The following is a 23,804-nucleotide window of genomic DNA, read 5'->3' on the forward strand; positions in this document are numbered from 1 at the left end:
GGGCGACAAGGCTGCATGATGCAACTGCATTCCGGCTGGACGGGGTGTTCAGCCGCACGTCACCCCGACGTCACCCCCGTGGGGCGACCGGCTCGGGTGCGGCGGGCAGCAGCGCCCGGCCGTCCCGGGCCCGCAGCGCCCCCCACCAGAGCCCGGCCCCGTACGCCAGGTCCTCCAGCCGGCGGCCGGCCGCGAAGGCCGGCAGGTCGATCTCCCGGCGGTGCGGCCACCAGCCGGCCACGGCGTCGGCGACCGCCACCGCACCGGCCGCCCGCCGCGCCCGGCGGGAGACCAGCGCCGCGGCCACGGTCAGCGGCCAGTGGTGCCGGGTCACCGAGCGGGCCAGCGCCCGCCCGGACGACGCCGTCCCGCGCAGCACCAGGCCGGCCGCCCAGCCGATCGGCAGCGATCGGCCGGGCACCGCCACCCGTCGGGCGAGCAGGACGCTGGCCCGGCCGAGCACGCCGAGGGAGCCCAGCAGGCCCCACCGGCCGGCGAACGCCGGGAGCACCCAGGCCGCCAGCGACCAGGGCGAGATCACCAGTGGGGCGACCGCGGCGCCGTGCCGCTGGGCGAGCAGCGCCGCGCCGGTGCCGTAGAACGCCCGGCGCCGCAGCCAGTCGCCGAGCTCGACGCGGTGGTCGTGGGCGACCCGCGCGGCCGGCTCGTAGCGCACCCGCCAGCCGGCGCCGGTGAGCCGCCACACCAGGTCGACGTCCTCGGCGACCGGCATCGCCTCGTCGAAGCCGTCCGCCAGCGCGGTCCTCCGGGCCAGCAGCGCCGCGCTGGGCACGTAGGAGACGCCCGTCCCCGGGGCGACCCGTGCGGCGGCCGGGCCCATGTCCAGCGCGCTGTCCAGCGCCTCGTACCGGGCCACCCAGCCGGGCTGGGCCGGGTCCAGGGCGGTGATCCGGGGCGCGACCAGGGCCAGCCGCGGGTCGGCCAGGTGCCCGGCGAGCGTGGCCAGCCAGCCGGGCTCGGGCACGCAGTCGGAGTCGACGAACGCCACCGCGTCGGTGTCGGCGACCCGCAGCCCGGCGTTGCGGGCGGCGGCCGGGCCGCGGGCGTGCTCGTGCCGGAGCAGCCGCGTGCCGGCGGCCACCGCGGCAACCGCAGGCGGGTCGACCGAGCCGTCGTCCACGACCACCACCGGGCAGCCGGCCGTGCCGGGGTCGGCGCGCAGGGCGGCCAGCAGCCGGGCCAGCCCGTCGGTCCGGTCCTTGACCGGGACGACGACCGTGACGTCGGGCCGCGGCACCTCCGGCACCTCCGGGACGGCGACGCCGGCGTCGAGCAGCCGGGCCGCCAGTGCGGCGCTGCGGGCGTCGGTGACCTCCAGCCGGTCGCCGGCCAGCAGCTCCTGCGCGGCGGGGGAGAGCCGGAGCAGCCGGGCCGGGGAGCCGCCGAGCAGCGCCGTCCCGCCGTCCCGGCGCTCGACGCCCGGGCCGAGCACCACGGTGAAGCCGTCGGGCAGCCGGTCGGTGGGGGGCGGGTTCATCGCCGGGCGAGCACCGCGTCGGTGGTGGTGAGGGCGATCAGCGGCGCGTAGAGCGCCATCGCGGCCAGCGCCCGGTCGTGGTCGGCGTCGCTGGCTCCCGCGCAGGCGTCGGTGACCACCTGCACCGGCACCCCGGCGTCCGCGGCGGGCAGGGCGGTGGAGAGCACGCAGCAGTCGGTGGAGACGCCGGCCAGCACCAGCGGCCCGGCCCCGACCAGGGCGGCGAGCTCGGGGCCCCACTTGCCGAACGTGGTCGCGTCGAGCACCGGCGCGTCGCCCGGGTCGTCGACCAGCGCGTACAGCGGCGCGTCCGGCGGTTGCCGCGCGAAGGGGTACTGCGCGTAGTAGGGCACCCAGGCCCCGGCCGGCTCGGCCGGGGCGACGAAGCGGGTGTGCACCACGCGCCCGGCGAAGGCCGTGGTCAGCCGGCGGATCGCCGGGTGCACCTCGGCGAACCGGGGCGCGCCCCACGGGGAGTCCCGGTCGGCGAAGACGTGCTGGGCGTCGACCACCACGAGCACGCCGTCGGTCACGCCGCCTCCTGCCGCCGCACCGCGCCCCGGCGCAGCAGCAGTGTGCCGGCGAAACCGACGGCCAGGGCGACCAGGACGCCGAGGTTGGCGAAGGCCCAGTCGCCGTCCTTGCCGCCCAGGCCCACCGGGCCGAGCAGGTAGCCCTGCCAGGTCAGCCAGGTGGCGTAGGTGTTGGTGACCAGCCCCCAGCCGAGCACGGTGCCGAGCCCGAGCAGCGCCAGCGGGACCGGCGGGACCGAGCCGTAGCGGCCGCGCGGGTCGTACAGCTCGGCCTCGGCGTAGTCGCGGCGGCGCAGCAGCAGGTCGGCCAGCACGATCCCGCACCAGGCCGCGACCGGGACCCCGAGGGTGATCAGGAAGCCCTGGAACTGGACGAAGAAGTCGCCCTCGGCGAGGAAGACGACCCAGATGGCGCCGAGCACCATCAGCAGGCCGTCGATCGAGGCGGCGACCGGGCGGGGGACTCGCACGCCGGCGGCGAGCAGGGACAGGCCGGAGGAGTAGATGTCCAGCAGGGCGCCGCCGACCAGCCCCAGGACGGCGACCAGGGCGAAGGGCACCAGGAACCAGGTGGGGAGCAGGGCGGCCAGGGCACCGATCGGGTCGGCGCTGATCGCCGCCGCCAGGTCGGTCGACGAGCCGGCCAGCAGCAGCCCCACGACCAGCAGGACGACCGGGGCCAGCGCGGAGCCGAACGTCGTCCAGCCCACGACGCCGCGGGTGGAGGCGGTGCGCGGCAGGTAGCGGGAGTAGTCGGCCGCGGCGTTGACCCAGCCGAACCCGTAGCCGGTCATCACGAAGACCAGCGCACCGATGAACGCCTGCGTCGACCCGGCGGGCAGGTCGCTGACCACCGCCCAGTCGATCTCATCGGCGACGAGGAGCAGGTAGCCGACGGTCAGCACGCCGGTGACGACGGTGATCACCGTCTGCATGCGCATGATCAGGTCGAAGCCGAGCACGCCGCCGACGACCACCAGCGCGGCGACCACCAGCAGGGCGACGACCTGGGTCGCCGTCCCGCCGCCCCAGCCGAGCTGGGTGAACACGGTGGCGGTGGCGAGGGTGGCCAGCGAGGCGAGCACCGTCTCCCAGCCGACGGTGAGAACCCAGGAGAGGACGGCGGGCACCCGGCCGCCGGTGACGCCGAAGGCGGCGCGGCTGAGCACGAGGGTGGGCGCCGAGCCCCGCTTGCCGGCGATGGCGATGAGGCCGCAGAGCCCGAAGCTGAGCACGATCCCGACGACGCCGGCGACGACGGCCTGCCAGAAGGAGATGCCGAAGCCCAGGACGAACGCGCCGTAGGCCAGGCCGAGCACGCTGACGTTGGCACCGAACCACGGCCAGAACAGCTGGCGCGGGGTGCCCTTGCGCTCGGCCTCGGCGATCACGTTGATGCCGTTGGTCTCCACCGCCACCCGCGGGGTGGCGGCCTCCGCCGGGGGCCCGGCCTCCCCCGTTGCCTGGTGCGCCATCCGTGCGTGCTCCGTCCTCGCCGGCGGTGCTGGCGCCCCGCTCCCGGTGCGGGACCCTAACCGCGGCCACCGACACCGGCGCGGGACTCCGGGCGCCGATGCATCGACAGCCGATGCATGGAGCCGCTAGCGTCCGGCCATGGACGTGCGGCCGCTCACCGAGCCGACCTTCTTCGTGCTGGCGGCCCTGGCCGACCGGCCTCGGCACGGGTACGGAGTGATCGCCGAGGTCCAGGGCCTGTCCGGCGGCCGGGTGACGCTGCGGGTCGGCACGCTCTACGGCGTGCTCGACCGGCTGGTCGCCGAGGGGCAGGTGGCGCCGGACCGGGAAGAGGTGCACGCCGGCCGGCTGCGCCGCTACTACCGGCTCACCGACGCCGGCCGACTGGCACTGGAGGCCGAGCTCGCCCGGCAGGAGACCAACGCCCGCGCCGTACGGGCCCGGCTCGCGGTGCGGCCGGCATGAGCCCGCTGGAGCAGCGCTACCGACGGCTGCTGACCTGGCTGCCCGAGCCGGCCCGGTCGCGCTGGGCCGACGACATGACCGAGACCTACCTGCAGGTGGAGACCGCCGACGACCCCGAGTACGCGGAGTTCGGCAGCCCGTCGCTGACCGACCGGCTGGACGTCGCCCGGCTGGCGTTGCGGCTCCGGCTGGGTGCCCCCGGCGCCTCGGTCCGCGCCGTGGCGACCGGTCGGACGGTGCGGCTGGTGGCCGTGGCCGGCACGGTGGCGCTGGCCTCGCTGGGGCTGCTCGGGCTCTTCTCGACGGCGTGGCTGCACGGCCGGCTCCCGTTCATCGACGCTCCGGACCTCGGCGGCCGGCTGCTGTGGGGGCCTTCATACGCGGTCCACACCGTGGTCAGCGCGCTCACCGTCGCGCTGGCGGTCTGCGCCGCCCGCGGGCTGGCCGCCACCCGCCCCCTGGCCGTCGTCGTGCTGATCGGGCAGCTGGTGCCGGCGGTCGTCGCGGTGATCCGGCCGGTGGAGCTGCTGGTCCAGCTGACGATCGCCGTCCCGCTCGTCGCCGCCGCGCTCATGCCCACCGGCGCTCCGCTGCACCGGCCGCTGTGGCTGATCCCCGTCCCGCTGGTCGCCTCGGTGTCGGTGACGGCGCTCCGCCCGGGCGAGCCGCCGGAGTGGACCTGGGGGCTCTTCGACCCGGTGGTGCAGTGGGCGCTGCTGACGGTCGTGGCCGGCGCCGTGCTGCTGCTGCGCCGCGGGCGGGCGCGGGGGCCGGGTGAGCTGGCGGTGGCGGTGCTGGCCGCGACGACGCTGCCGGCGCTGGCCAGCCGCTGGCCGTACGACACACCCTCCGGCTACGCGACAGTCGTGGTTCTGGCCACCCTGGCCGCCGCCGCCACGGCGGTCGTCACCGGCGCCATCGGGCTGCGCGCCGTCCGCGTCCTGCCGATGGTGCCGGCCGACCGCTGACACGACGACGCCCCCGCCGGTCCGGGTGGACCGACGAGGGCGTCAGGCAGGTGGTGCGTCAGCTGCGGGTGCGCGCGCCGTACCGCTGGTTGAACTTCTCGACCCGGCCGGCGGTGTCGAGGACCCGCTGGTTGCCGGTCCAGAACGGGTGGGACGACGCGCTGATCTCGACCGGGACCACCGGCAGCGTCTCGCCGTCCAGCTCGATCGTCCGGCTGGTCTGCACGGTGGAGCGGGTCCGGAACGTGGCCCCGGTCGCGGTGTCCTGGAAGACGACGGTGCGGTACTCGGGGTGGATGCCGTGCTGCATGGCTGGTCCTCTCGGTCTGCGCGGGACGTCCACCCCCGTTGGGGCGGGCTGATCGCGACTGTCTGGGTCAACCACCCCTACGGGCCCGCTGTTCCCGGCCCAGGGCCGCAGGAGGAGCCGCCTGCGGTGACCGGACCGTGACCTCCGTGTGCTTAGGTCAGCCTCACCTGACCCACCGAAGGAGCTCGAATGTCCCGCCTCCCCCTCCGCCGCAGGGCCGTCCGCGGCACCGCGCTGCTGGCCGCCGCCCTCGTCATCACCAGCTGCGGGGGTTCCGACTCCAGCGACGACACCGCGGCCGAGGGCACCGACCCGGCGACCGGGTCGTCGGACGCCTTCCCGGTCACCGTCGAGACCGCCTTCGGCGACGTGACGGTCCCGGAGGAGCCGACCCGGGTCGTCGCCCTCGGCTGGGGCGACGCCGAGATGGCGCTGGCGCTCGGCGTCCAGCCGGTCGGCGCCAGCGACTGGCTCGGCTTCGGCGGCGAGGGCGTGGGCCCGTGGGCCGAGGGGCTCTACGACGAGGCCCCGGAGATCATCGAGACGCTGGAGCCCAGCCTCGAGGCGATCGCCGCGCTGGACCCCGACCTGATCCTGGACACCAAGTCCCCCGCCACCGAGGAGCGGTACCAGGCGCTGAGCGCCATCGCGCCGACCATCAGCCAACCGGTGGGCACCGACCCCTACATCGTCCCCTTCGAGGAGCAGCTCGACCTGGTCGGCCAGGCGCTGGGCAAGACGGAGGAGGCCGAGGAGGTCGCGGCCGAGGTCGACGAGGCCTTCGCCGCCGCCGCCGAGGCACACCCGGAGTTCGACGGCACCGAGGTGGCGGTCGCCGCCTACACCGCCGAGGGCTTCGGCGCCTACGTCAGCGGTGACTCGCGGGTCGACTTCATGGAGCAGCTCGGCTTCGTGAACAAGCCGGCCATCGAGGAGCTGGCCACCGACAGCTTCTACGTGCCGGTGAGCGAGGAGCAGCTCCCGCTGCTCGACGCCGACCTGACCGTCGCCTTCCCGATCTTCGTGGAGGCCAGCGAGATCACCGACAACCCGCTGTGGCAGGCGATCCCGTCCGTGCAGGCCGGCAACGCCGTGGTGCTCGACGACGAGACGCTGACCAGCGCCTTCTCGATCGGCACGCCGCAGGGCATCCAGTACGCCCTGGACAACGCCGTCCCGCAGTTCGCCGACACGCTCGGCTGACCGCCGGAACCACCTGACCGGACCGGCGCCGCCGGGCAGCACCTGGCTCAGCCCAGGAGCCGCCCGGCGGCGTCGGCGTCCCAGGCCCGTACGGCGGCGACCAGCCGGCCGGTCAGCGTCCGCAGCAGGTTCGCTCCCTCCGCCGCCGAGGCACCGGCCGGGTCGCCGAGCACCCCGTCCGGGCTCACCGCCCGCACGCCCTCGGCCCGCAGCCGGGGCAGCAGCTCCCCGATCGGTGCGGTCTCCCCCGCGGCGGCGAGCTCCGGGCGGACCCCAGCAGGTTCCACGTGCAACATCAGTGACGTCTCGGTGCGCCCGGCGTGTGCGTCGCCCCCGGGCACCCCGCACGGGAACCAGACGACGTCGCGACCCTCGCCCCGCAGCTGTGGCACGGCCGCCCGCAACGCCTCGACGTTGCCGCCGTGCCCGTTGACCACCAGCAACCGGCCGGCCCAGCGTCCGGCCGAGCGCCCGTACTCCACCAGCAGGGTGGTCAGCGCGGCGGTCCCGATCGAGATCGTGCCGGGGAAGTCCTCGTGCTCACCACTGGCGCCGTACGCCAGCGCCGGGGCGAGCACCGCGCCGTCCAGCTCGCCGACGGCGGCCTCCGCCACCGCCTGGGCGACGGCGGTGTCGGTGGTCAGCGGCAGGTGGCGGCCGTGCTGCTCGACCGACCCGAGCGGGACGACGAGCAGCGGCCGGCCCTCCAGGTCGGGCCAGGTCGCCCCGGTCAGCCGCACGACGTCGTCCACGGCTGGGCACCCTGCCAGAGACCGTGTGTGTCGTCCGCCGCCGGAGCGGGCAGCGCAGCCCCCTGACCACCGACACGCAAGGGAGCGGAGCTGCCGGAGGGCGAGCACATCGCCGCGTTGGCCACGACCACCGACGGCACGCTGATGGCCGTCCGATGTCGATGCAGCAGGGCGAGGTCGACGGCGACGTCTCGTCCTTCACCAGCCGGCGCGCCCGCAAGGTCGCCCAGGTCACCGCCAACCCACGAGCCAACGTGGTCACCGCGGGAAGCGGCAGCTGGGTCTCGCTGGCCCCGACATGGTGTTGCCAGGGGTCGACGACGGCGGGGAGCACGCGACTGTCCGGCTGTGACCGCCGGCGCCGTCCGGACTACGCCCGGACGGCGCTCGGCGAGAGCAGTTCGGCGGCGGGGCGGCACCGCTCGGCCGGCTCTGGCCGGGCGAACAGGTATCCCTGAGCCGATCCGCAGTGCAGGTCGACCAGCGCCCGGCGCTGGTCCTCGGTCTCGACGCCCTCGGCGACGACTCCGAGGCCGAGGCTGCGGGCCAGTTCGACGATCGAGGCGACGAGCGTCGCCGACGGGCTCCCGGCCGAGAGGTCGTTGACGAAGCTGCGGTCGATCTTGATCACGTCGGCGGGCAGTCGCCGCAGGTAGGACAGCCCGGCGAAGCCGGTGCCGAAGTCGTCGATGGCGATGGCGACACCGAGAGCGCGGAGCTGCTCCAGCTGACCGGCCACCGCGTCGACGTCTCGCACGAGCACGCCCTCGGTGACCTCCAGGGTGAGCTGGCCGGCGGGGAAGCCGGTGTCCTGCAGGGCAGCGGTGACCTCAGCGGCGATCTCCCGGTCCATCAGCTGGCGGGGCGACAGGTTGACCGCCATCCGTACCGGGTGCCCCGCCGCAGCGGTCCAGGCCGCACCTTGTCGCAGCGCCTGCTGGAGCACCCAGCTGCCGATCTCGGAGATGGCGCCGCTCTCCTCGGCCAGCGGGATGAACTCGGCAGGCGGGACGAGGCCGCGCACCGGGTGGTGCCAGCGGACGAGGGCCTCGAAGCCGGTCGTCCGTCCGTCGGAGAGCCGCACCGTGGGCTGGTAGTGAACCTCGAGCTGCCCGGCGGGGACCGCATGGCCGAGGTCCTGCTGCAGCTCGGCGCGGCGCCGGGCCGCCTCGGCCATCCCGCCGGCGTAGGCGACCACCTGGTTGCCGCCGCGCGCCTTCGCCAGGTACATCGCCAGGTCTGCGTCGCGCAGCAGCGAGTCGGCGGTGTGCTCGCCGGGATCGGTCGACGTGGCCAACCCGATGCTGGCATGAACGGTCGCCAGCCCGCCGTCCAGCCCGATCGGGACGCTGAGCGCCAGCAACATGCGCTCGCCCACCGAGCGTGCCTCGTCCGGGCCGGCCGCCAGCAGGACGGCGAACTCGTCGCCGCCGATCCGGGCCACCAGGTCACCCGGGCGCACGCTGCGCCGGAAGCGCTCGGCCACGGTGAGCAGCACCTGGTCGCCGGCGGCATGCCCGCGACTGTCGTTGACGTCCTTGAAGCCGTCGAGGTCGATGAACAGCAGACTGGCCCGGACGCCGTCCCGGAGCAGTCGGCGGGCGCTCTCCTCCAACTGGGTGCGGTTGGCGGTCCCGGTGAGGGCGTCGCTGAGCACCTGGTCCTCGTTCAGCCGCCAGGCAGCCAGATGGGCCAGGCTCGCGGCGAGCACGAAGGCCGCGTGGATGCCGGCCCACGCCCACGGGTCGTGCATGCCGCCGTGGCCGAAGACCGCGTGCGGGTAGAGCGTGCCGATCACGCCGTGGTGCAGCGTGACGACGACCAGCGCGATGCCGAACGGCACCCAGTGCTGGTACAGCGACACCACGCCGACCATCACGAAGAAGGCGAAGTGCGCCTCGGTGACCCCGCTCCACAGGTGCACCAGGGCGACGGAGGCGGCCATCAAGCTGACCGTCGTCGCGGCCGAACGGGTCGTCCGGCCCAGCGAGGACGCGGCAGCCACCAGCAGCGGCCCGCCCACGGCGGCCAACACGAGCACGGCGACCGGCTGACCGGCCCCCCAGGCCAGGCACAGCACGAGCAGGGTGGCGGTCGACAGCAGCGCCAGCCGCACGATGACCCGGTGTCGGCGATGCCAAACGAACTCGGGGAGCAGGCGGCCGCTTGGCAGTAGCGCGATGAGCCGCGCGCGCGGGCTGGTGGTCACCCCCTTTCATCGACCGGACGCGGCAATCGCTGGATCGCCGGCCCCCCGAAAGGGCTGCATGAACGTCGTGCACGCCGGTGCCCGGCGGGCCAGGCTCTGGGGCAGGACCCACCCACGTCTCGCGCGCAGCGATGCCGAGGGCGCCGTCTCTGACTGAGCCGACCAGTCAGCCCAGCTGCAGCCCGGCCAGCGGCGACTCGTCGCAGATCTTGGCCGGCGGGACGCTGGGCATGCCCAGCAGCGTGGGCTGACCGCGCACCGGGCCGGTGTGCGAGTGGTCGACGTGGCTCCTGGGCGTGACCACCTCCATGTCCCGGGCGGCCAGCGCGGTCTCGCCGTAGCCCTGCACGCACTCGGGGTCGGGCCCGTCCAGCGGCAGGCCGGTGAAGAACTTCGCCGCCATGCAGCCACCGCGGCAGGCGTCGAAGTGGGCGCACTTGGTGCACGCGCCGCCGGTCTGCGGGCTGCGCAGGTCGGCGAACAGCTCCGACTGCTGCCAGACCTGCTGGAAGCCGCCGGGGGACCGCACGTTGCCGGCCAGGAAGTCCTCGTGGATGGCGAACGGGCAGGCGTAGACGTCACCGACCGGGTCGATCAGGCAGACCACCCGGCCCGCACCACACAGGTTCAGCCCGGGCAGGGCCTCACCGAACGCGGAGAGGTGGAAGAACGAGTCGCCGGTGAGCACGTTGTCGCCGTTGGCCAGCAGCCAGGCGTACAGGTCCTTCTGCTGGGCCATCGTGGGGTGCAGCTGGTCCCAGACGTCCGCCCCGCGGCCGGAGGGCCGCAACCGGGTGATCCGCAGCTGGGCGCCGTAGGAGTCGGTGAGCGCCCTGAACTCGTCGAGCTGGCCGGCGTTCTCCCGGGTGACGACGACGGAGACCTTGAAGTCCTTCATCCCGGCCTCGGCCAGGTTCTCCAGCGCCCGGACGGCCATGTCGAACGAGCCGGTACCGCGGACCCGGTCGTTCACCTCTGCCGTGGCGCCGTCCAGGGAGATCTGCACGTCGACGTAGTCGGTGCGCGCCAGCTGCGCGGCGCGGGTCTTGTCCAGCTTCACGCCGTTGGTGGAGAACTTGACGCCGACGTCGTGCCCGATCGCGTAGTCGAGCAGGTGCCAGAAGTCCGGCCGGACCGTGGGCTCGCCGCCACCGACGTTGACGTAGAAGACCTGCATCCGCTGCAGCTCGTCGATCACCGCCTCGGCCTCGGCGGTGCTCAGCTCGCGGGGGTCGCGGCGCCCGGAGGAGGACAGGCAGTGCGCGCACGCCAGGTTGCAGGCGTAGGTGAGCTCCCAGGTCAGGCAGATGGGGGCGTCCAGGCCGTACTCGAACTGGTCGATCAGCCGCCCGCCGGTCGGGCGGGAGGGGAGGACGGCGGTCACGCGGCTGCCTTCCGTCGTTCGATCATCTGCGACCGGGCCAGGTCGGCCAGCGCCTTCACGTAGGTGGGGCGCTGCGTCTCCGGTACCTCGCACGCGAGGAGGGCGGCCGTGGCGGAGGGGTGGTCGGCGAGGGTCTCCACGACCCGGACCAGCGTCTTCGACTTGAGGAAGGAGAGCTTCCGGGTGCCGAAGTGGTAGACCAGCGCCCCGAAGGGCTCCGGCCGCAGCGCGACCGACCGGGCACGCTGCCAGGGCAGCTCCGGGTCGAACACCGCTGGGTCGACCACCGCTCGGGCCGGAGCAGGCGAGGTCATCGGGCGCGGGTCAGTAGACGCCGCACATGCCGTCGATGGAGACCTCCTCCACGAGGGACTCCTCGACGAGGGCCTCCTCGGGGGCCGCGGGGGTCTCGACGGTGAGCTCGTCCTGCGTCGTCTCGGGCACGGTGCCTCCGGGTGAGTTGGGTCACGGACCTGACCCGGCAGACCGTAGGTGACACCCAGTGCCACCGGCAAGCGCTGCGACGGCTCAACGCGGCGCCGGGCGGTCACCGCGCTGCCGAGGGGCAGGATGGGCGCCGTGACCGAGACGATGGTCGCGGCCGACGCCCGCGAGGAGACCCGCGCCCGGATCGAGCAGGCCGCCCTCGACCTGTTCACCGCGCAGGGGTTCGAGGCGGTGACCATCGACGAGGTGGCCGACGCCGCCGGGATCAGCCGGCGCACCTTCTTCCGCCACTGCGGCACCAAGGCCGACGCGGTCTGGGGCCAGTTCGACGGCCACGTCGTCCGGCTGGAGGGGATGCTCGCTGCCGCTGCGGCCGACCAGCCGGTGCTCGCCTCGGTCTACGCCGCCTACGTCGAGGTCAACGACTACGCACCGGCCGACCTGCCAATGCTGCGCCAGCGAATGCGGCTGATCCTGACCGAGCCGGCGCTGCTGGCGCACTCCCAGCTGCGCTACGCCGACGTCGACCGGGTCGTCGCCGCGCACGTGGCCCGGCGGACCGGGGTGGCGCCGGACGCGTTGGTGCCGCGGCTGGTCGCCACCAGCACCCGCGCCGCCGCGACGACGGCGTTCGAGCTGTGGCTGGCCGACGGTCGGATCACCCTGGGCACCGCACTGCACCAGGCCTTCGACGAGCTGGCCGCCGGCTTCCCCAGCCTGCGCTGAGCCCGCGCGGGAGCCCGCCGACACCCCCTCCGGGGGAGCCCTGCCAGGAGACCGTGCAGTTCCGCCCGGTGCCGACCGTTGTCTCCGGGGTGACCCGCTCCGCGCCCCAGGACCCCATCCGGTCCGACCCGGCCTTCTCCGAGGCCGTGCGCGCCCATGCGCTCGTCCGTGCGCGGTCGTCCGGCCTGCTCGTCTGCTCGGTGGCAGCGATCTGCTACCCCGGCTGGGCGTTGCTCGACGTGGCGCTGGAGTCCGGCTCGGCTGACCGGCTGGTCGCCGTCCGGGCGGTCGGGACGGTCGCACTGTGGACCCTGCTGTGGCTGCTGTGGCGACACCCGCTCGGTCGGCGGTCACCGGGGGCGCTCGCCTTCGGTGTGCTCGCCGTCGTGCAGGTGACCTCCGCCTGGATGCTCACCGACGTGACGCACATCGAGTTCTACCTGCTCGGGCTCTCCCTGGCGTTGCACGGCAGCGGGGTGCTGCTGGCCGTCCGGCCCCGCTGGACGGTCCTGCTGGTCGCCACCACCTGGGCCGCGCTGGCCGCCGCCCTGCTCGCCGACCCGACGCCCGTGCAGCCGCGGCTGATGGGCGCGGTGGCGGTCTTCCTGGCGATCACCACGCTGGTCGCCCTGCTCGCCCACCGGCGCCGCTGGGAGCTGGCCGTCGCCGAGCTGGTGGCCCGGTTGCGGCTGGAGGAGGAGCAGCGCCGGACCCGTGGACTGTTGGTGCAGCTGGAGCGGCTCAGCCTGGAGGACCCGCTGACCGGGGTCGCCAACCGCCGCCGCTGGGACGCCGACCTGGCCGAGGCCTGCGCCCGGGCGCGCGCGGACGGCAGCCGGCTGGCCGTGGCCCTCGTCGACATCGACCACTTCAAGCAGGTGAACGACCGGTACGGCCATGCCGCCGGTGACGCCGCCCTCCGCCAGGTGGCCACCCTGCTCCGCGAGCACGTCCGGGAAGGTGACCTGGTGGCCCGGCTGGGCGGTGACGAGCTCGGGCTCCTGCTCCCAGGCGCCGACGCGCAGGCCGCGGTCCGGATCGCCGAGCGGGTGCGTGTCCGCTCGCTGGAGCTGTCCCCGGAGGGCTTCACCGTCCCGGGCGTCAGCCTGTCGATCGGCGTCGCCGCGGCGGGCGGCCAGGGGGCGGTGCCCCGGGAGCTGCAGGCCGACGCGGACACCCAGCTGTACCTGGCGAAGGCCAGCCGCAACGCCGTCCGGGCCCTCCGGCCGGCCGTCGGCTGACGGCCGGCCGGGAGGGGTCAGACCGTCGGGTTCCCCGCGGTGATGCCGCGCAGCACCTCCGACGGACGCTGCTGCTCGCCCGCGTAGGAGCTGACGACGACCAGCGCCCCGGTGATCGCCGGCACGACCCACTGCAACTGGTCGAGGCGCTCCTGGGCGGCGGCGATCTCGCCCCGCGCCCGCTTGGAGGGCTTGGTCGCGCGCTTGGACGGGGTGGCGCCGCCCTGGTCGACGACCTTGCCGAGCAGCCGGCTGTAGGCGGTGACGCCCAGCGCGGCCGCCGTGAGCACGGTCTTCGCCGTCGACATGGCCCGCACGCCCTGCTGCTCGGCGACCCGCCGCTTGTTGGCCTGCAGCTGGCCGACGCTGCCGATCAGGTGCGCGCCGATGGCGGCGGCGTTGACCGGCGTCCACCGGTTCCAGCCGGCGTTGGCGACGGCGCCGGTGGCGCGGGCGCTGCCCGCCTCGCCGGAGGCGGGGTTCAGCGCGACGGCGTTGGCGAGCGTGCCGCCGAACCAGGCGGCGAGGCCGACGTCGTGCAGGGAACGGGACAGGGTGTTGCGGGCCATCGCGGGCTCCTCGGATCAGGGGTGTGTCGTGGTCAGCGACCGAGGTGGGTCGACGACCTCGATCTGCATGGACCCCCGGTACCCGCCGGTGCCGGATGCACCCGTCCGTCGGCCAACGAGGTCTGCGACCTGCCCACTCGGCGCCGGACAGCCGGGTGACCGGCGCGCTGACCCGGCTCGTCGCGTCGGCCGACCGCTGCGAGGATGCCGGGATGGACAGCCTCACCCATGCCGGCTCCGTCGTCGTCCGGTCGTCCCCCGAGGCGCTCTACGCGCTGGTGTCCGACGTGACCCGGACCGGCGAGTGGAGCCCGATCTGCACCGCCTGCTGGTGGGACGAGGGCGCCTCGGCCGAGGTCGGCGCGTGGTTCACCGGCCGCAACCAGGTGCCTGGACGCACCTGGGAGACCCGCAGCCAGGTGGTGGCCGCCGAGCCCGGCCGGGAGTTCGCCTTCCTGGTCGGCGGGAAGCTGGTGCGGTGGGGCTTCACGATGGAGCGGGTCGAGGGCGGCACCCGGCTGACCGAGTCCTGGGAGTTCCTCCCGGCCGGCCAGGAGTTCTTCGCCGAGCGGTACGGCGCCGACGCCCAGCAGCAGATCGACGACCGCACCCGTTCCGCCCACGAGAGCATCCCGGCCACCCTCGCCGCCCTCAAGGGCATCGCGGAGGGCGCGCCGCGCTGACCCGGTGCTGGACGTCCCCGGCCTGCCGTGTGGCGCCCTCCGGCCCAGGATGACCTCGTGCCCGCACCCTCGCTCACGCACCTGATGGACGAGGACACGGTCGACGAGATCGCGTCCCAGGTCCGGCTGTCCGGCAGCTACCTGCTGTTCATGACCGCCTCCGGGGTGCTCGCCTCGGTGGCGCTGCTGTCGGACTCGGTCCCGATCCTGATCGGGTCGATGATCGTGGCGCCGCTGATGCCCCCGTTGGCCCTGGCCCCGTTCGCGCTGGTGGCGCGTCGTCGCGGCGAGGCCGGGCGCGGCCTGCGGGTCGCGGTGGTCGGCCTCGCGCTGGCCTTCGCCGCCGCGTGGGCGACCACCGCGGTGATGTCCGCGCTGGGGGTCGTCGCCTCGGACGCCGTGCTGCTGAGCCAGCCCCTCCTGCAGGAACGTGTCCACCCCGGCTGGTGGTCCATGGCCGCAGCGGTGGCCGCCGGCCTGGCCGGGACCGTCGCCCAGGCCAGCGACAAGACCGACACGCTCATCGGCACCGTCGCTGCGCTGGCCCTGGTCCCCGCCGTCGGCGCATCGGCGATCGCGGTGTACGTGGGCGCTCCCGAACCGGCCCTCGGCGGGCTGCTGCTGCTCGGCATGAACGTCGGCCTGATCGTCGGGATGGGGATCGTCGCCCTGCTCGTCTCCGCAGGACGACGGGGGCTGCGCCCGCTGGCGCTGGTCCCGGTGGTCGTCGTCGTGGTCGTGGGCCTCCTGCTGGCCTGGGCCCAGTCGACCGGCACGGTCTCCGAGACGCCCCCGAACACCGGGGTCACGTCGAACGCCGGGGCTGCCCCCCGTTGACCCGTGGGTGGTCAGCGGCGGCGGAAGACGTACCCGCCGTGGTGGAGCACGCCGTCCCGGAACCGGCCGTAGGCCCAGAAGCCGAGGTCGTCGCGGTAGACGATGCGGTCGCCGTCGAGCCAGAACGCGCCCTGGTAGGCGTGCCGGCGGCCGCCGCGGGTCTCGTCGTACCGACCGTCCGCGGTGAGCTCCTGGTGGATGAGACCCGTCTCGTCGACCCACGTCCCCAGATGTGGGCTGTCCGCCGGGGCGCGGCCCGGGCCCGTCTCGTCGATCGGGGCGGCGAGCCGGCGCCCGTTCCACCGCTGGACGACACCGTCGGCCACGATCGCCGCAGCGCCGGCGGTGTACCAGACCAGCTGCTCGATCGGCCCGGTGCCCGCGGACGGGACGATGCCGAACGTGGCCGGGTCGCCCGGCGTCAGGCTGCCGACCCGGTCCCGCCGCCCGGCCACCGCCCCGGTCTCGATGACCGCCGGCGCGATCGTGAACCCGGTGCAGTCGACGACCAGGGCGTCGTCGTCCTCAGCGGCGGTGCGCAGGCCCGGCCCCACCCGCACGATCTCGGTGCAGCGGACCAGTACGTCGGCGTCGGTCAGGTCGCCGACCGAGAGGTCCATCGTGCGCACCGTCGCGTGCGCGAACAGCAGCGGGCGGTGCCCACCTGCCTGGTTGGCGAGGACCGCCGGGAGGACGTCGTCGCTCAGCTGGTGTGTCGTGGTCGTGGTCATGCCCCGACCCTGCGGGCCGGACCGGGGGCCATCCAGGCCCCGCCGGACCTGGGTGCAGCGCACCCAGGTCCGGCGCACACGGTCAGGAGGCGAGGAACTCCCGCAGCCCGGCGAGCAGCCGGTCGACGTCGGCGTCGTCGCTGTACGGCGCCAGCCCGACCCGCAGCCCGCCGGTGTCGCCGAGCCCCAGGTGGCGGCTGGCCTCGAGCGCGTAGAACGAGCCGGCCGGGGCGTTGACGCCGCGCCCGGCCAGGGACCGGTACGCGTCGGCGGCGTCCCGGCCGACGAAGGTGAGCAGCAGGGTCGGGGTGCGGTGCGCGGCGCGCGACCACACGGTCACCCCGGCCAGCGCCCGGACGCCGTCTTCGATCCGCTCCCGCAACCGGTCCTCGTGCTGCTCGATGGCGGCCATCGCGGCCACCAGCCGGCTGCGGCGGTCGCCCTCGGGGCCGGCCTGGGCGGCGAGCAGGTCGATCGCCGCCGTGGTGCCGGCCAGCAGTTCGTAGGGGAGCGTGCCCAGCTCGAACCGCTCGGGGACGGCGTTGCTGGAGGGCAGCAGCTTGTCCGGGTGCAACGTCTCCAGCAGCTCCGGTGCGGCGACGAGGCAGCCGCAGTGCGGGCCGAGGAACTTGTAGGGCGAGCAGACGAGGAAGTCCGCGCCCAGCGCGGTGACGTCGACCGGCGCGTGCGCGGCCAGGTGCACGCCGTCCACCCAGGTCAACGCCCCGGCCTCGTGCGCCAGGGCGGTGATCGCGGCGACGTCGGGGCGGGTGCCGATCAGGTTGGAGGCGCCGGTGACGGCGACCAGCCGGGTCCGCTCGGACAGCAGTGCGCCGACGGTCGCGGGGTCGAGCTCGCCGGTGGCCGGGTCGAAGTCGGCCCAGCGCACCGTGGCGCCCCGGGCCTCCGCGGCCTGCACCCACGGGCGGATGTTGGCGTCGTGGTCCAGCCGGGTCACGACCACCTCGTCGCCGGGCCCCCAGCCGGCGGAGAGCACCCGGGACAGGTCGTAGGTCAGCGCGGTGGCGCTGCGCCCGAAGACGACGCCGCCGGGATCACCGCCGGTCAGGTCGGCGACCGCCTGGCGGGCCTCCCGCACCACCGCGTCGGCGTTGCGCTCGGCCTGGGTGACCGAGCCGCGGTTGGCCATCGGCTGGGTCATCGTGGCGGCGACCGCCTGCGCGACGACGTCGGGAGTCTGCGAGCCGCCCGGGCCGTCGAAGTGCGCGGCGCCGTCGGTCAGGGCGGGGAAGTGGGCGCGGAACGCTGCGACGTCGAAGGGCCCGGTGGCGGTCATCCCCTGATCCTGCGGCATCGCCCCGTCCAAGGCTGCGGGAACGTCAGCAAGCGACCACGAACGTCTGCACGTCGGCACCGTCGCGTCGGACTCGGAGGCCGTTCATCCTCCAGCGCAACCAGTCCCCCAGCCACGCGCGCCACTGTCGGTGGCCCAACGGTGACAGTGCCGAACTCGCGGCGCAGTCCGAGGGCGGGATGACGCGATTGACTGCCCTGCTCGACACCCCTTCGACTCCGTCCCCGCGGGGCGGCGCTGTGGACCAACGAGAGTGCCGCGGCTGCGCTGACCGAGTCCGGGGTGACGACGTCGGCGGCCTACCTCAGTCAGCTGCGCACCGGGAAGCGGGACAACCCCTCCGCCCGGCACCTGGCCGCGATCGCCGGGCTGTTCCGGGTCCCGATGGAGTACTTCTTCGACGAGGACCTGGCCGCCCGCATCGATGCGGACATGAAGCTGCTGGTCGCCGTGCGCGAAGCCGGCGTGCAGACCATCGCGCTGCGCGCGCACGGGCTGTCGACAGCCGGCCTGACCGGCGTCGCGGACATCATCGAGCACATCCGCCGCCTGGAGCAGGTCAACGCCCCCTCCCTCACCGACCCGCCGGCCACCGGCTCAGCCGCACCCGGCCGGTCGCCCGGCCAGGCGGTGGATGAGCCGTCGGTACCGGGCGAGGTGCCTCCCGACCGTGCGTGATTCCCCCGCACTTAGTTCACCCGCCGTGAGCCCGGGTGCCCAACGTCCATGCGGAACAAGGTTGGAAGGTGTCAGCTCGACGGCGCGCCGGGAGGCGCGGACACCCGTGCGGGCGTTATAGCCAACCGCCGATCGCGATTGCTAACCCAGCTACCGACATGACAGCGCCCACCACGACAAACATCGCCTCGACAAATTTGTAGGAAGCTCCAGTTGATGAAGCTCGGCTGGACATGGGGCTGCTCTTCAGGGCGCCCATTGCCAAGCTCTTCCGTCGAAGCATGAAGAACGCACCGACGACTGCCGCCGCTAACGCAATAGCTTCCGTCATGTTCCTATCCAACCCCAAGCCCGAAGTTGTAGCCAGCAGTCAGGAACGCGCCAGCTCCCCCGCCTACTCCAGCGGAAGCGGTGGGTTGACCTCCAACGAAGCCCGCGTTTCCGCAGAGGCCTCCCCCGCATCCCCCAGCGGTCATGTATGGACCCGAATACCTATCCGGGGAACCGGTGAACGATACGTCTCCCCCCACACCAATCCCGGCCCCCGCTGAGCCCCCGAGTCCTGACCGAGTGCTATAGGAGACTCCTCCGCACACTGCGATGCCAAATCCGATACAGCCCGAAAGGCTGAACGACGCCCTTCCTTGGGGATCTACATAGTTGACCGGGTTGCTGTTGGGACTGCCCAGACTTCAGTTGACTCGGTTGGGTAGGGGCGGTCAGGCCGCGTGAGCGGTCTGGGTCAGTGTCTCGAACTCGATGGGGGTCATGCGGCCGAGGGCGTCTTGTCGTCGGCGGCGGTGGTAGGTCTTCTCGATCCAGATGACGATTGCCAGGCGCAGCTGTTCGCGGCTGGTCCAGCGCTGGCGGTTGAGGACGTTCTTCTGCAGCAGGCTGAAGAACGACTCCATGGCGGCGTTGTCGGCGCAGGCACCGACCCGGCCCATCGAGCCGCGCCCGGACGTAGGCGTGTGATCGGAATTGTAGGCGTGTGATCGGAATTGGCTGCCGCGATCGGAGTGCATGATCGCTTCCGTCGGCCCGCGGAGCGCGATGGCGTTGCGCAGCGCGTTGACCGCCAGGTCCGAGGTCATCCGGGAGTCGATGGAGTAGCCGACGATGCGCTTGGAGCAGACGTCCTTCACCGCGCAGAGGTAGAGCTTCCCCTCCGCGGTCGGGTGCTCGGTGATGTCGGTCAGCCACAGCTGGTTGGGCTCGGCGGCGGTGAAGTCGCGCAGCACGAGATCGTCGTGGACCGGCGGTCCGGGCTTGCGGTTCAGCCCGCGCTTGCGCGAGTGCACCGACCACAGGCGCTGGGAGCTGCACAGCCGGTTGACCCGGTTGCGCGACGCCCGCACCCCCAGTTGGGCGAGTTCATCGGTGATGAACCGGTAGCCGAAGCCGGGGTCGTCGTGGTGAATGTCGATCGCGGCGTTGATCAGGTGCGCGTCGTCCCAGTCGCGCTGGCTGACCGGGTCGGCCTGCCACTTGTAGAACGCCTGCTTGGAGAAGCCCAGCACCCGGCAGGTCACCGCGACAGGGATCTTGTCGGCGGCCAGGTCTTGGACCAGCGGGTACATCATTTTGGGAGCACATCGCGGGCGAAGTAGGCCGTCGCTCGGCGCAGAATCTCGTTTTCCTGCTCCAGCTGCTTGGCGCGCTTGCGCAGCTCTCGGTTCTCGGCTTCCAGGTCGTTGCCGGCGCGTGAGGTGACTGTCGAGGAGACGCCGGCGGTGGCGCCGTCCTAGCGGTCGGCGATCTTCAGCCAGCGTTGCAAGCAGGACTCAGAGACCCCGAAACTCCTGGCGACCTGCGCGACCGACTGGTCACCCTGCCGGGCAACCGCGATCACGTCAGCCCGGAACTCCTTGGGGAACGGCTTGGGCACGATGCTAATCCTTCCAGCGAGACCGAAGCCTCACAGGTCAGGAGTCAACCGAACCCTGGGCAGTCCCGAAGGTGGCGGCGTTGCCCTGGGCGTCGGTGGAGCTGGAGGGCTGGAACTGCGCGGGGCCGCTGTTGCCGTAGCTGAACGACGAGGTCGCCCCGCTCGCTCCGGTGATGCCGGTCAGGGACTCGCCACCGTTGACCGCGGCGTCGTAGCCGAAGGTGGTGGCACCGGCGGAGTCGCTGGCGCTGGCGACGTCGAGGAACGGGGTGTAGCTGGCCTCGCGTGCATTGCCGGCCGGGTCGGTTACCTTGGCGATGAGCTTCATGCCATCGCCAGTCAGGTCGTAGGTGGTGTGCGGAACATCGACCAGGTCACCCTCGGCCTGATTGGTCGTCGGATCGGCGACCAGGACCGAGGTGGCGGTGTAGGCGAAGCGGGTCACCGCGTTCACCTCGTAGTCCTCGGTCGGCTGGGTGACGGTGAGCACCCGGCCGAACTCGTCGTAGGTGAAGCGGGTGACCGCTCCGCCGGGGGCGGTGACGGAGTTCAGGTTCCCGCTGCGGCCGTGGAAGAAGGTGGTGACCCGGCCGAGGGTGTCGGTGATCGAGGACAGCTGACCTGCCTGGTTGTAGGCGTAGGTCGCCCACCGCGGGCTACCGCCCCGCTCGTACTGCGGGTACTGCTGGATCCGGGTGATCTGCTTGCCGCCGGCGGCGGTGGTGACCTGCAGGGTGCGGGCGTCGACCGGCCCGGAGTCCCCGACGATCCGGGTGAGCGCGGCGCCGTCGTAGGCGAAGGTGGTGGAGTTGCCGTTGCGGTCGGTCAGGGCGGTGAGCTGACCACCACTGTTGAACACCCGTTTGTCGAAGGAGGCGTGGTCGGTCAGCGCCCACCCCGCGGTGGCGTTGCCGGCCAGGTCCATCTTGAACCCGGCCGGGGGGGTGTAGGTGTCACCGCCGGCCGGCAGGAACACCCCGGTCAGGCCGTTCTCGCCGTAGTAGGTGACGGCCCCGGTGATCCCTTCATGACGCAGGTACACGTCCGAGCCGGTCGACAGCCGCCAGCCAGAGCTCAACGACGTCTGGAACCGGGACTTCCACCTGCTGATGCTGTTGTAGACCGCCCCCACCGACAGGTCGCCGGCCACCCGCGGAACGGTGAACTGCGGGGTGCTCACCATCAGGTTGCCGCTGCCGGGGTCGACCTGGGCGTTGATCCGGTCCCCGATCGAGAACGGCACCCCGGAAGCGCCAGGCCGGGGCCCGATGCCGACATCGGAGGACACCGCACCGGTGAGCGTCGCCGACGACGTGCAACCGGTGCTGTCACAGTGCTCGGCCCGGTACTCGAAGGACTGCTGGATGCTCAGCCGGCCGGCGGGGAGCGAGGCACTGCCGGTGGCACCGTTGACGGTGGCGCCGTCGAGCAGGTTCCACGTCGTCGCGCCCACGGTGCGGGCGTAGAACTCCAGCGACGGGGCGCCCGAACCAGCTGTCGTGGTCGCGGCGCGAAGCACCGGCTGCACCGACTCGGTGAACGCCAGAGACACTTCCGGCGCACTCACCGGAGCAGCCAGCACGGCGGAGGCCTGCCCCATCACCACCGCGGCGGTGACGGCGCCGACCGTGGCCAGCCGGAGGGCCCGCGCACGAGCACGACCCCCACCAGGGGATCGGGACAGCAGGGAACCAGGAACGGGCACAGCACACCTCACCGGGAACGCAGGGAGTCGGGATCGAACGACGTGCGATCGCCCCGGCCGGAGGCGCTCAGGACAGACCTTGGCAGTGACCGTGCGCCTACACAAGACCACGCACGGTCACGATGGGGTGAACGTCATGACGCGGCCGTCACACCTGGTCATGGGCACGATTGCGCGGCTGACCTGCGCGTTTACGAGACCGATTGTTCTCGTCCGGCCCCGGGACATCCGCGCCAGCTCGACCACGGACAGTCCGTCCCGGCATGCGACTCCACCCAGCCGCAGATGCGTCCGCGGGCACCGGACGCCACGCCGTTCCTCACCCGTGGACGGCGGCCACGATCCGGTCGGGACGCACCAGCACCGAACGCCTGCCGAGCCAGCGGACCAGCTCCGGCGAGCCGAGCCGGTCGGCCCGCACGACGGGACCCGGCCAGTCATCGGGCACCGGCCCGCCGGAGCTGAGCACCGTCCAGCCGGGGCCGAGCAGGTCGTCCAGCCGCTGGGCGCCCGCGACCGGCGGCTGCGGCAGGAGCGTCCCGACCGCGGAGCCGGGCGCGACGAGGGGCCGGCGCACCAGCGGCCCCCGACGCAGCGGCGGCGTCCGGCTGGCGGCGGCGAAGGCGGCCAGCCGCGGCAGCCGGCGCACCCCGGTCAGCACCGCCCGGCGCACCAGCACCGCCCGGTCGCCCCCGCCGGTCATCAGCCGGCCGAGCAGCAGCGCGACCCGGATCAGCGCCCGGGCGTGCGGCGCCCGCTCGGTCTGGTGGGTGTCCAGCAGCGCGTCGTCCGCGCCGTCCAGCACCGCCGCCAGCTTCCAGGTCAGCTGGTGCACGTCGCGCAACCCCAGGCCGAGCCCCTGGCCGATGAACGGCGGGGTCAGGTGGGCGGCGTCGCCGCAGAGCAGCACCCGCCGGTCCCGCCACCGGTCGGCCACCTGGGCGGCGTAGGTGTACTCCGCGGTCCGGACGACGGTGCACCCCTGCGCCCCGAACCGGCCGAGCAGCGCCGGGAGGTCGAGGTCCGCGGCGGACTCCCCCGCGGCCAGCCGGAACTCCGCGCGGTACCGGTCGCCGGCGATCGGCATGAACGTCGCCGGCCGGACCGGGTCGCAGACCTGGTGCACGCCGGGCCAGACGTCCAGCGGGGCGTCGGCGGCCAGGTCGACCACCAGCCAGCGCTCGGAGGGGCCGAGGTCGTGCATCCACGAACCGATCAGCCGGCGCACCGTGCTGTTCGCGCCGTCGCACCCCAGCACGGCGTCGGCGACCAGCTCCTCCTCGACGCCGGTGGCCCGGTCGCGGACGGTGAGACGAACCGGTCCGGGTTGTTCCACGTGCAACACCTCGACCCCGCCGCGCAGCTCGGCCCGAGGCTCGGCGGCCAGCGCGTCGCGCAGCACCGCCTCCAGGTCGGGCTGGCTGAACATCGACGCCTGCGGCCAGCCGTGCGCGCCGTCCCCACGCCCGAACTCCACGAGCGTGCGGTGCTCGCCGTCCAGGAGGCGCAGCCCGGCCATCGGCCGGCTCACCGCGGCGAAAGCGTCGGCGACGCCGGCGGCCTGCAGCACCCGCAACGACTCGTCGTCCAGGTGCACCGCCCGCGGCTGCGGGTAGGCGGCCGGGTACCGGTCCAGCACCAGGACGTCGATGCCCCGGCGGGCCAGCAGCAGCGCCGCCGTCACCCCGACCGGCCCGGCGCCGACCACCACCACCGTCACGGCGATGAGTCTGCCCGTGGCCCCACCCCAGGACAGACGGCAGGCCACGGGCCAGGATGCCGGGCATGGACCTGCACCTGACGGCGCCGTTCACCATCGACACCTGGGACGTGGTCCCGGACCCGGAGACCGCCGAGCCCGGCGCGCCGGCCACTGCGCGGGTCGTGCTGGTGAAGACCTACCAGGGCGACGACCTCACCGGCTCGGCCACCGGCCACGCGCTCACCACCCAGGGCGAGCGCGGCGCCTCGTACGTGGCGCAGGAGCGGATCACCGGCGCCCTGGCCGGCCGGCGGGGCAGTTTCGTGCTCGAGCACGGAGCCGCCATGGGCGAGGGCGTGGAGACCACCCAGTGGGCCCGAGTGGTCGCCGGCTCGGGCACCGCCGCACTCGCCGGACTGAGCGGTACGGGGACGGTCGCCCACGAGCTGCTCACCCTGGACGTCGTCCTGCCCGACTGACACCC

23 protein-coding genes and 1 pseudogene are annotated in these 23,804 nt (G+C 73.8%); 9 read left to right on the top strand and 15 right to left on the bottom strand.

Going from position 1 to position 23,804, the window contains the following annotated elements; all coding sequences use genetic code 11:
• Positions 1–70: 70 nt before the first annotated feature.
• The 3 genes from mftF to G5C62_RS01175 are packed head-to-tail and all read right to left on the bottom strand — an operon-like array spanning position 71 to position 3,506.
• On the bottom strand, positions 71–1,498 hold the full coding sequence (mftF, locus tag G5C62_RS01165; RefSeq protein ID WP_164699746.1) for a mycofactocin biosynthesis glycosyltransferase MftF: 1,428 nt from the start codon (positions 1,496–1,498) through the stop codon (positions 71–73).
• Positions 1,495–2,031, bottom strand: a complete 537-nt coding sequence (locus G5C62_RS01170) for a cysteine hydrolase family protein (protein WP_164699747.1) — start codon at positions 2,029–2,031, stop codon at positions 1,495–1,497. The genes mftF and G5C62_RS01170 overlap by 4 nt, the downstream gene beginning before the upstream one ends.
• The gene (locus G5C62_RS01175; protein ID WP_206330420.1) at positions 2,028–3,506 is read right to left on the bottom strand and encodes a cytosine permease; all 1,479 of its coding nucleotides are present in this window, start codon (positions 3,504–3,506) and stop codon (positions 2,028–2,030) included. The genes G5C62_RS01170 and G5C62_RS01175 overlap by 4 nt, the downstream gene beginning before the upstream one ends.
• A 139-nt stretch (positions 3,507–3,645) precedes the next feature.
• On the opposite strand from G5C62_RS01175, the gene G5C62_RS01180 reads away from it, so the two are divergent.
• Positions 3,646–3,972: a PadR family transcriptional regulator gene (locus G5C62_RS01180; protein WP_164699748.1), complete on the top strand. Its 327-nt coding sequence runs from the start codon at positions 3,646–3,648 to the stop codon at positions 3,970–3,972.
• Positions 3,969–4,940, top strand: a complete 972-nt coding sequence (locus G5C62_RS01185) for a hypothetical protein (RefSeq protein WP_164699749.1) — start codon at positions 3,969–3,971, stop codon at positions 4,938–4,940. Before G5C62_RS01180 ends, G5C62_RS01185 begins: the two co-directional genes overlap by 4 nt.
• Before the next feature lie 58 nt (positions 4,941–4,998).
• On the opposite strand, the gene G5C62_RS01190 is transcribed toward G5C62_RS01185, so the two are convergent.
• Positions 4,999–5,250 carry a type B 50S ribosomal protein L31 gene (locus tag G5C62_RS01190; RefSeq protein WP_036335573.1) on the bottom strand — a complete coding sequence of 84 codons (252 nt, stop codon included), beginning with the start codon at positions 5,248–5,250 and terminating at the stop codon, positions 4,999–5,001.
• Positions 5,251–5,439: 189 nt separating this feature from the next.
• On the opposite strand from G5C62_RS01190, the gene G5C62_RS01195 reads away from it, so the two are divergent.
• Positions 5,440–6,453: an iron-siderophore ABC transporter substrate-binding protein gene (locus G5C62_RS01195; protein WP_164699750.1), complete on the top strand. Its 1,014-nt coding sequence runs from the start codon at positions 5,440–5,442 to the stop codon at positions 6,451–6,453.
• A gap of 47 nt (positions 6,454–6,500) precedes the next feature.
• Here G5C62_RS01195 and mftE read toward each other — a convergent pair whose 3' ends face one another.
• The 5 genes from mftE to mftA form a co-directional block, all read right to left on the bottom strand.
• Complete coding sequence (mftE, locus tag G5C62_RS01200) at positions 6,501–7,205, bottom strand: mycofactocin biosynthesis peptidyl-dipeptidase MftE (protein WP_241175648.1); 705 nt, start codon at positions 7,203–7,205, stop codon at positions 6,501–6,503.
• A 370-nt stretch (positions 7,206–7,575) separates the two neighbouring features.
• Complete coding sequence (locus G5C62_RS01205; protein ID WP_164699751.1) at positions 7,576–9,414, bottom strand: bifunctional diguanylate cyclase/phosphodiesterase; 1,839 nt, start codon at positions 9,412–9,414, stop codon at positions 7,576–7,578.
• 166 nt (positions 9,415–9,580) lie between these two features.
• Complete coding sequence (gene mftC / locus G5C62_RS01210; RefSeq protein WP_164699752.1) at positions 9,581–10,798, bottom strand: mycofactocin radical SAM maturase; 1,218 nt, start codon at positions 10,796–10,798, stop codon at positions 9,581–9,583.
• Positions 10,795–11,112, bottom strand: coding sequence for a mycofactocin biosynthesis chaperone MftB (mftB, locus tag G5C62_RS01215; RefSeq protein ID WP_164699753.1), 318 nt, complete (start codon positions 11,110–11,112; stop codon positions 10,795–10,797). Before mftB ends, mftC begins: the two co-directional genes overlap by 4 nt.
• A 10-nt stretch (positions 11,113–11,122) precedes the next feature.
• Positions 11,123–11,242, bottom strand: coding sequence for a mycofactocin precursor MftA (gene mftA / locus G5C62_RS01220; protein ID WP_064972396.1), 120 nt, complete (start codon positions 11,240–11,242; stop codon positions 11,123–11,125).
• Between the two features lie 135 nt (positions 11,243–11,377).
• Between mftA and mftR the strand changes: the two genes are divergently transcribed.
• Positions 11,378–11,971: a mycofactocin system transcriptional regulator gene (mftR, locus tag G5C62_RS01225; RefSeq protein WP_241175649.1), complete on the top strand. Its 594-nt coding sequence runs from the start codon at positions 11,378–11,380 to the stop codon at positions 11,969–11,971.
• 53 nt (positions 11,972–12,024) lie between these two features.
• On the top strand, positions 12,025–13,212 hold the full coding sequence (locus G5C62_RS27720) for a GGDEF domain-containing protein (protein WP_164699755.1): 1,188 nt from the start codon (positions 12,025–12,027) through the stop codon (positions 13,210–13,212).
• Positions 13,213–13,229: 17 nt separating this feature from the next.
• Here the strand turns inward: G5C62_RS27720 and G5C62_RS01235 are convergent, their stop codons facing one another.
• A complete protein-coding gene (locus G5C62_RS01235; protein ID WP_164699756.1) occupies positions 13,230–13,781 on the bottom strand; it encodes a hypothetical protein in 552 nt (183 codons plus the stop codon).
• A 212-nt stretch (positions 13,782–13,993) separates the two neighbouring features.
• Here G5C62_RS01235 and G5C62_RS01240 point away from each other — a divergent pair, with 212 nt between their 5' ends.
• Both G5C62_RS01240 and G5C62_RS01245 read left to right on the top strand, forming a co-directional pair.
• Positions 13,994–14,464: an SRPBCC family protein gene (locus tag G5C62_RS01240; protein WP_164699783.1), complete on the top strand. Its 471-nt coding sequence runs from the start codon at positions 13,994–13,996 to the stop codon at positions 14,462–14,464.
• 57 nt (positions 14,465–14,521) lie between these two features.
• Positions 14,522–15,301 carry a DUF389 domain-containing protein gene (locus tag G5C62_RS01245; RefSeq protein ID WP_164699757.1) on the top strand — a complete coding sequence of 260 codons (780 nt, stop codon included), beginning with the start codon at positions 14,522–14,524 and terminating at the stop codon, positions 15,299–15,301.
• 11 nt (positions 15,302–15,312) lie between these two features.
• On the opposite strand, the gene G5C62_RS01250 is transcribed toward G5C62_RS01245, so the two are convergent.
• Entirely contained in the window at positions 15,313–16,032 is a 720-nt protein-coding gene (locus G5C62_RS01250; RefSeq protein ID WP_164699758.1) for an Atu4866 domain-containing protein, read from the bottom strand.
• Between the two features lie 82 nt (positions 16,033–16,114).
• The gene (locus G5C62_RS01255) at positions 16,115–17,329 is read right to left on the bottom strand and encodes a cysteine desulfurase-like protein (protein WP_164699759.1); all 1,215 of its coding nucleotides are present in this window, start codon (positions 17,327–17,329) and stop codon (positions 16,115–16,117) included.
• Between the two features lie 300 nt (positions 17,330–17,629).
• Here G5C62_RS01255 and G5C62_RS01260 point away from each other — a divergent pair, with 300 nt between their 5' ends.
• A complete protein-coding gene (locus tag G5C62_RS01260) occupies positions 17,630–18,025 on the top strand; it encodes a helix-turn-helix domain-containing protein (RefSeq protein ID WP_206330421.1) in 396 nt (131 codons plus the stop codon).
• A 719-nt stretch (positions 18,026–18,744) separates the two neighbouring features.
• Here the strand turns inward: G5C62_RS01260 and G5C62_RS01265 are convergent.
• The 3 genes and pseudogenes from G5C62_RS01265 to G5C62_RS01275 all read right to left on the bottom strand — a co-directional run bounded on the left by G5C62_RS01265 (position 18,745) and on the right by G5C62_RS01275 (position 23,338).
• Positions 18,745–19,913, bottom strand: a pseudogene (locus tag G5C62_RS01265) (IS3 family transposase).
• A 37-nt stretch (positions 19,914–19,950) separates the two neighbouring features.
• The gene (locus G5C62_RS01270; protein ID WP_164699760.1) at positions 19,951–21,480 is read right to left on the bottom strand and encodes an RHS repeat protein; all 1,530 of its coding nucleotides are present in this window, start codon (positions 21,478–21,480) and stop codon (positions 19,951–19,953) included.
• A 457-nt stretch (positions 21,481–21,937) separates the two neighbouring features.
• The gene (locus G5C62_RS01275; RefSeq protein WP_164699761.1) at positions 21,938–23,338 is read right to left on the bottom strand and encodes a bifunctional 3-(3-hydroxy-phenyl)propionate/3-hydroxycinnamic acid hydroxylase; all 1,401 of its coding nucleotides are present in this window, start codon (positions 23,336–23,338) and stop codon (positions 21,938–21,940) included.
• A 65-nt stretch (positions 23,339–23,403) separates the two neighbouring features.
• Between G5C62_RS01275 and G5C62_RS01280 the strand changes: the two genes are divergently transcribed.
• Positions 23,404–23,799 carry a DUF3224 domain-containing protein gene (locus G5C62_RS01280; RefSeq protein ID WP_164699762.1) on the top strand — a complete coding sequence of 132 codons (396 nt, stop codon included), beginning with the start codon at positions 23,404–23,406 and terminating at the stop codon, positions 23,797–23,799.
• Positions 23,800–23,804 lie beyond the last annotated feature (5 nt).

The organism is Modestobacter sp. KNN46-3 (assembly GCF_011039295.1).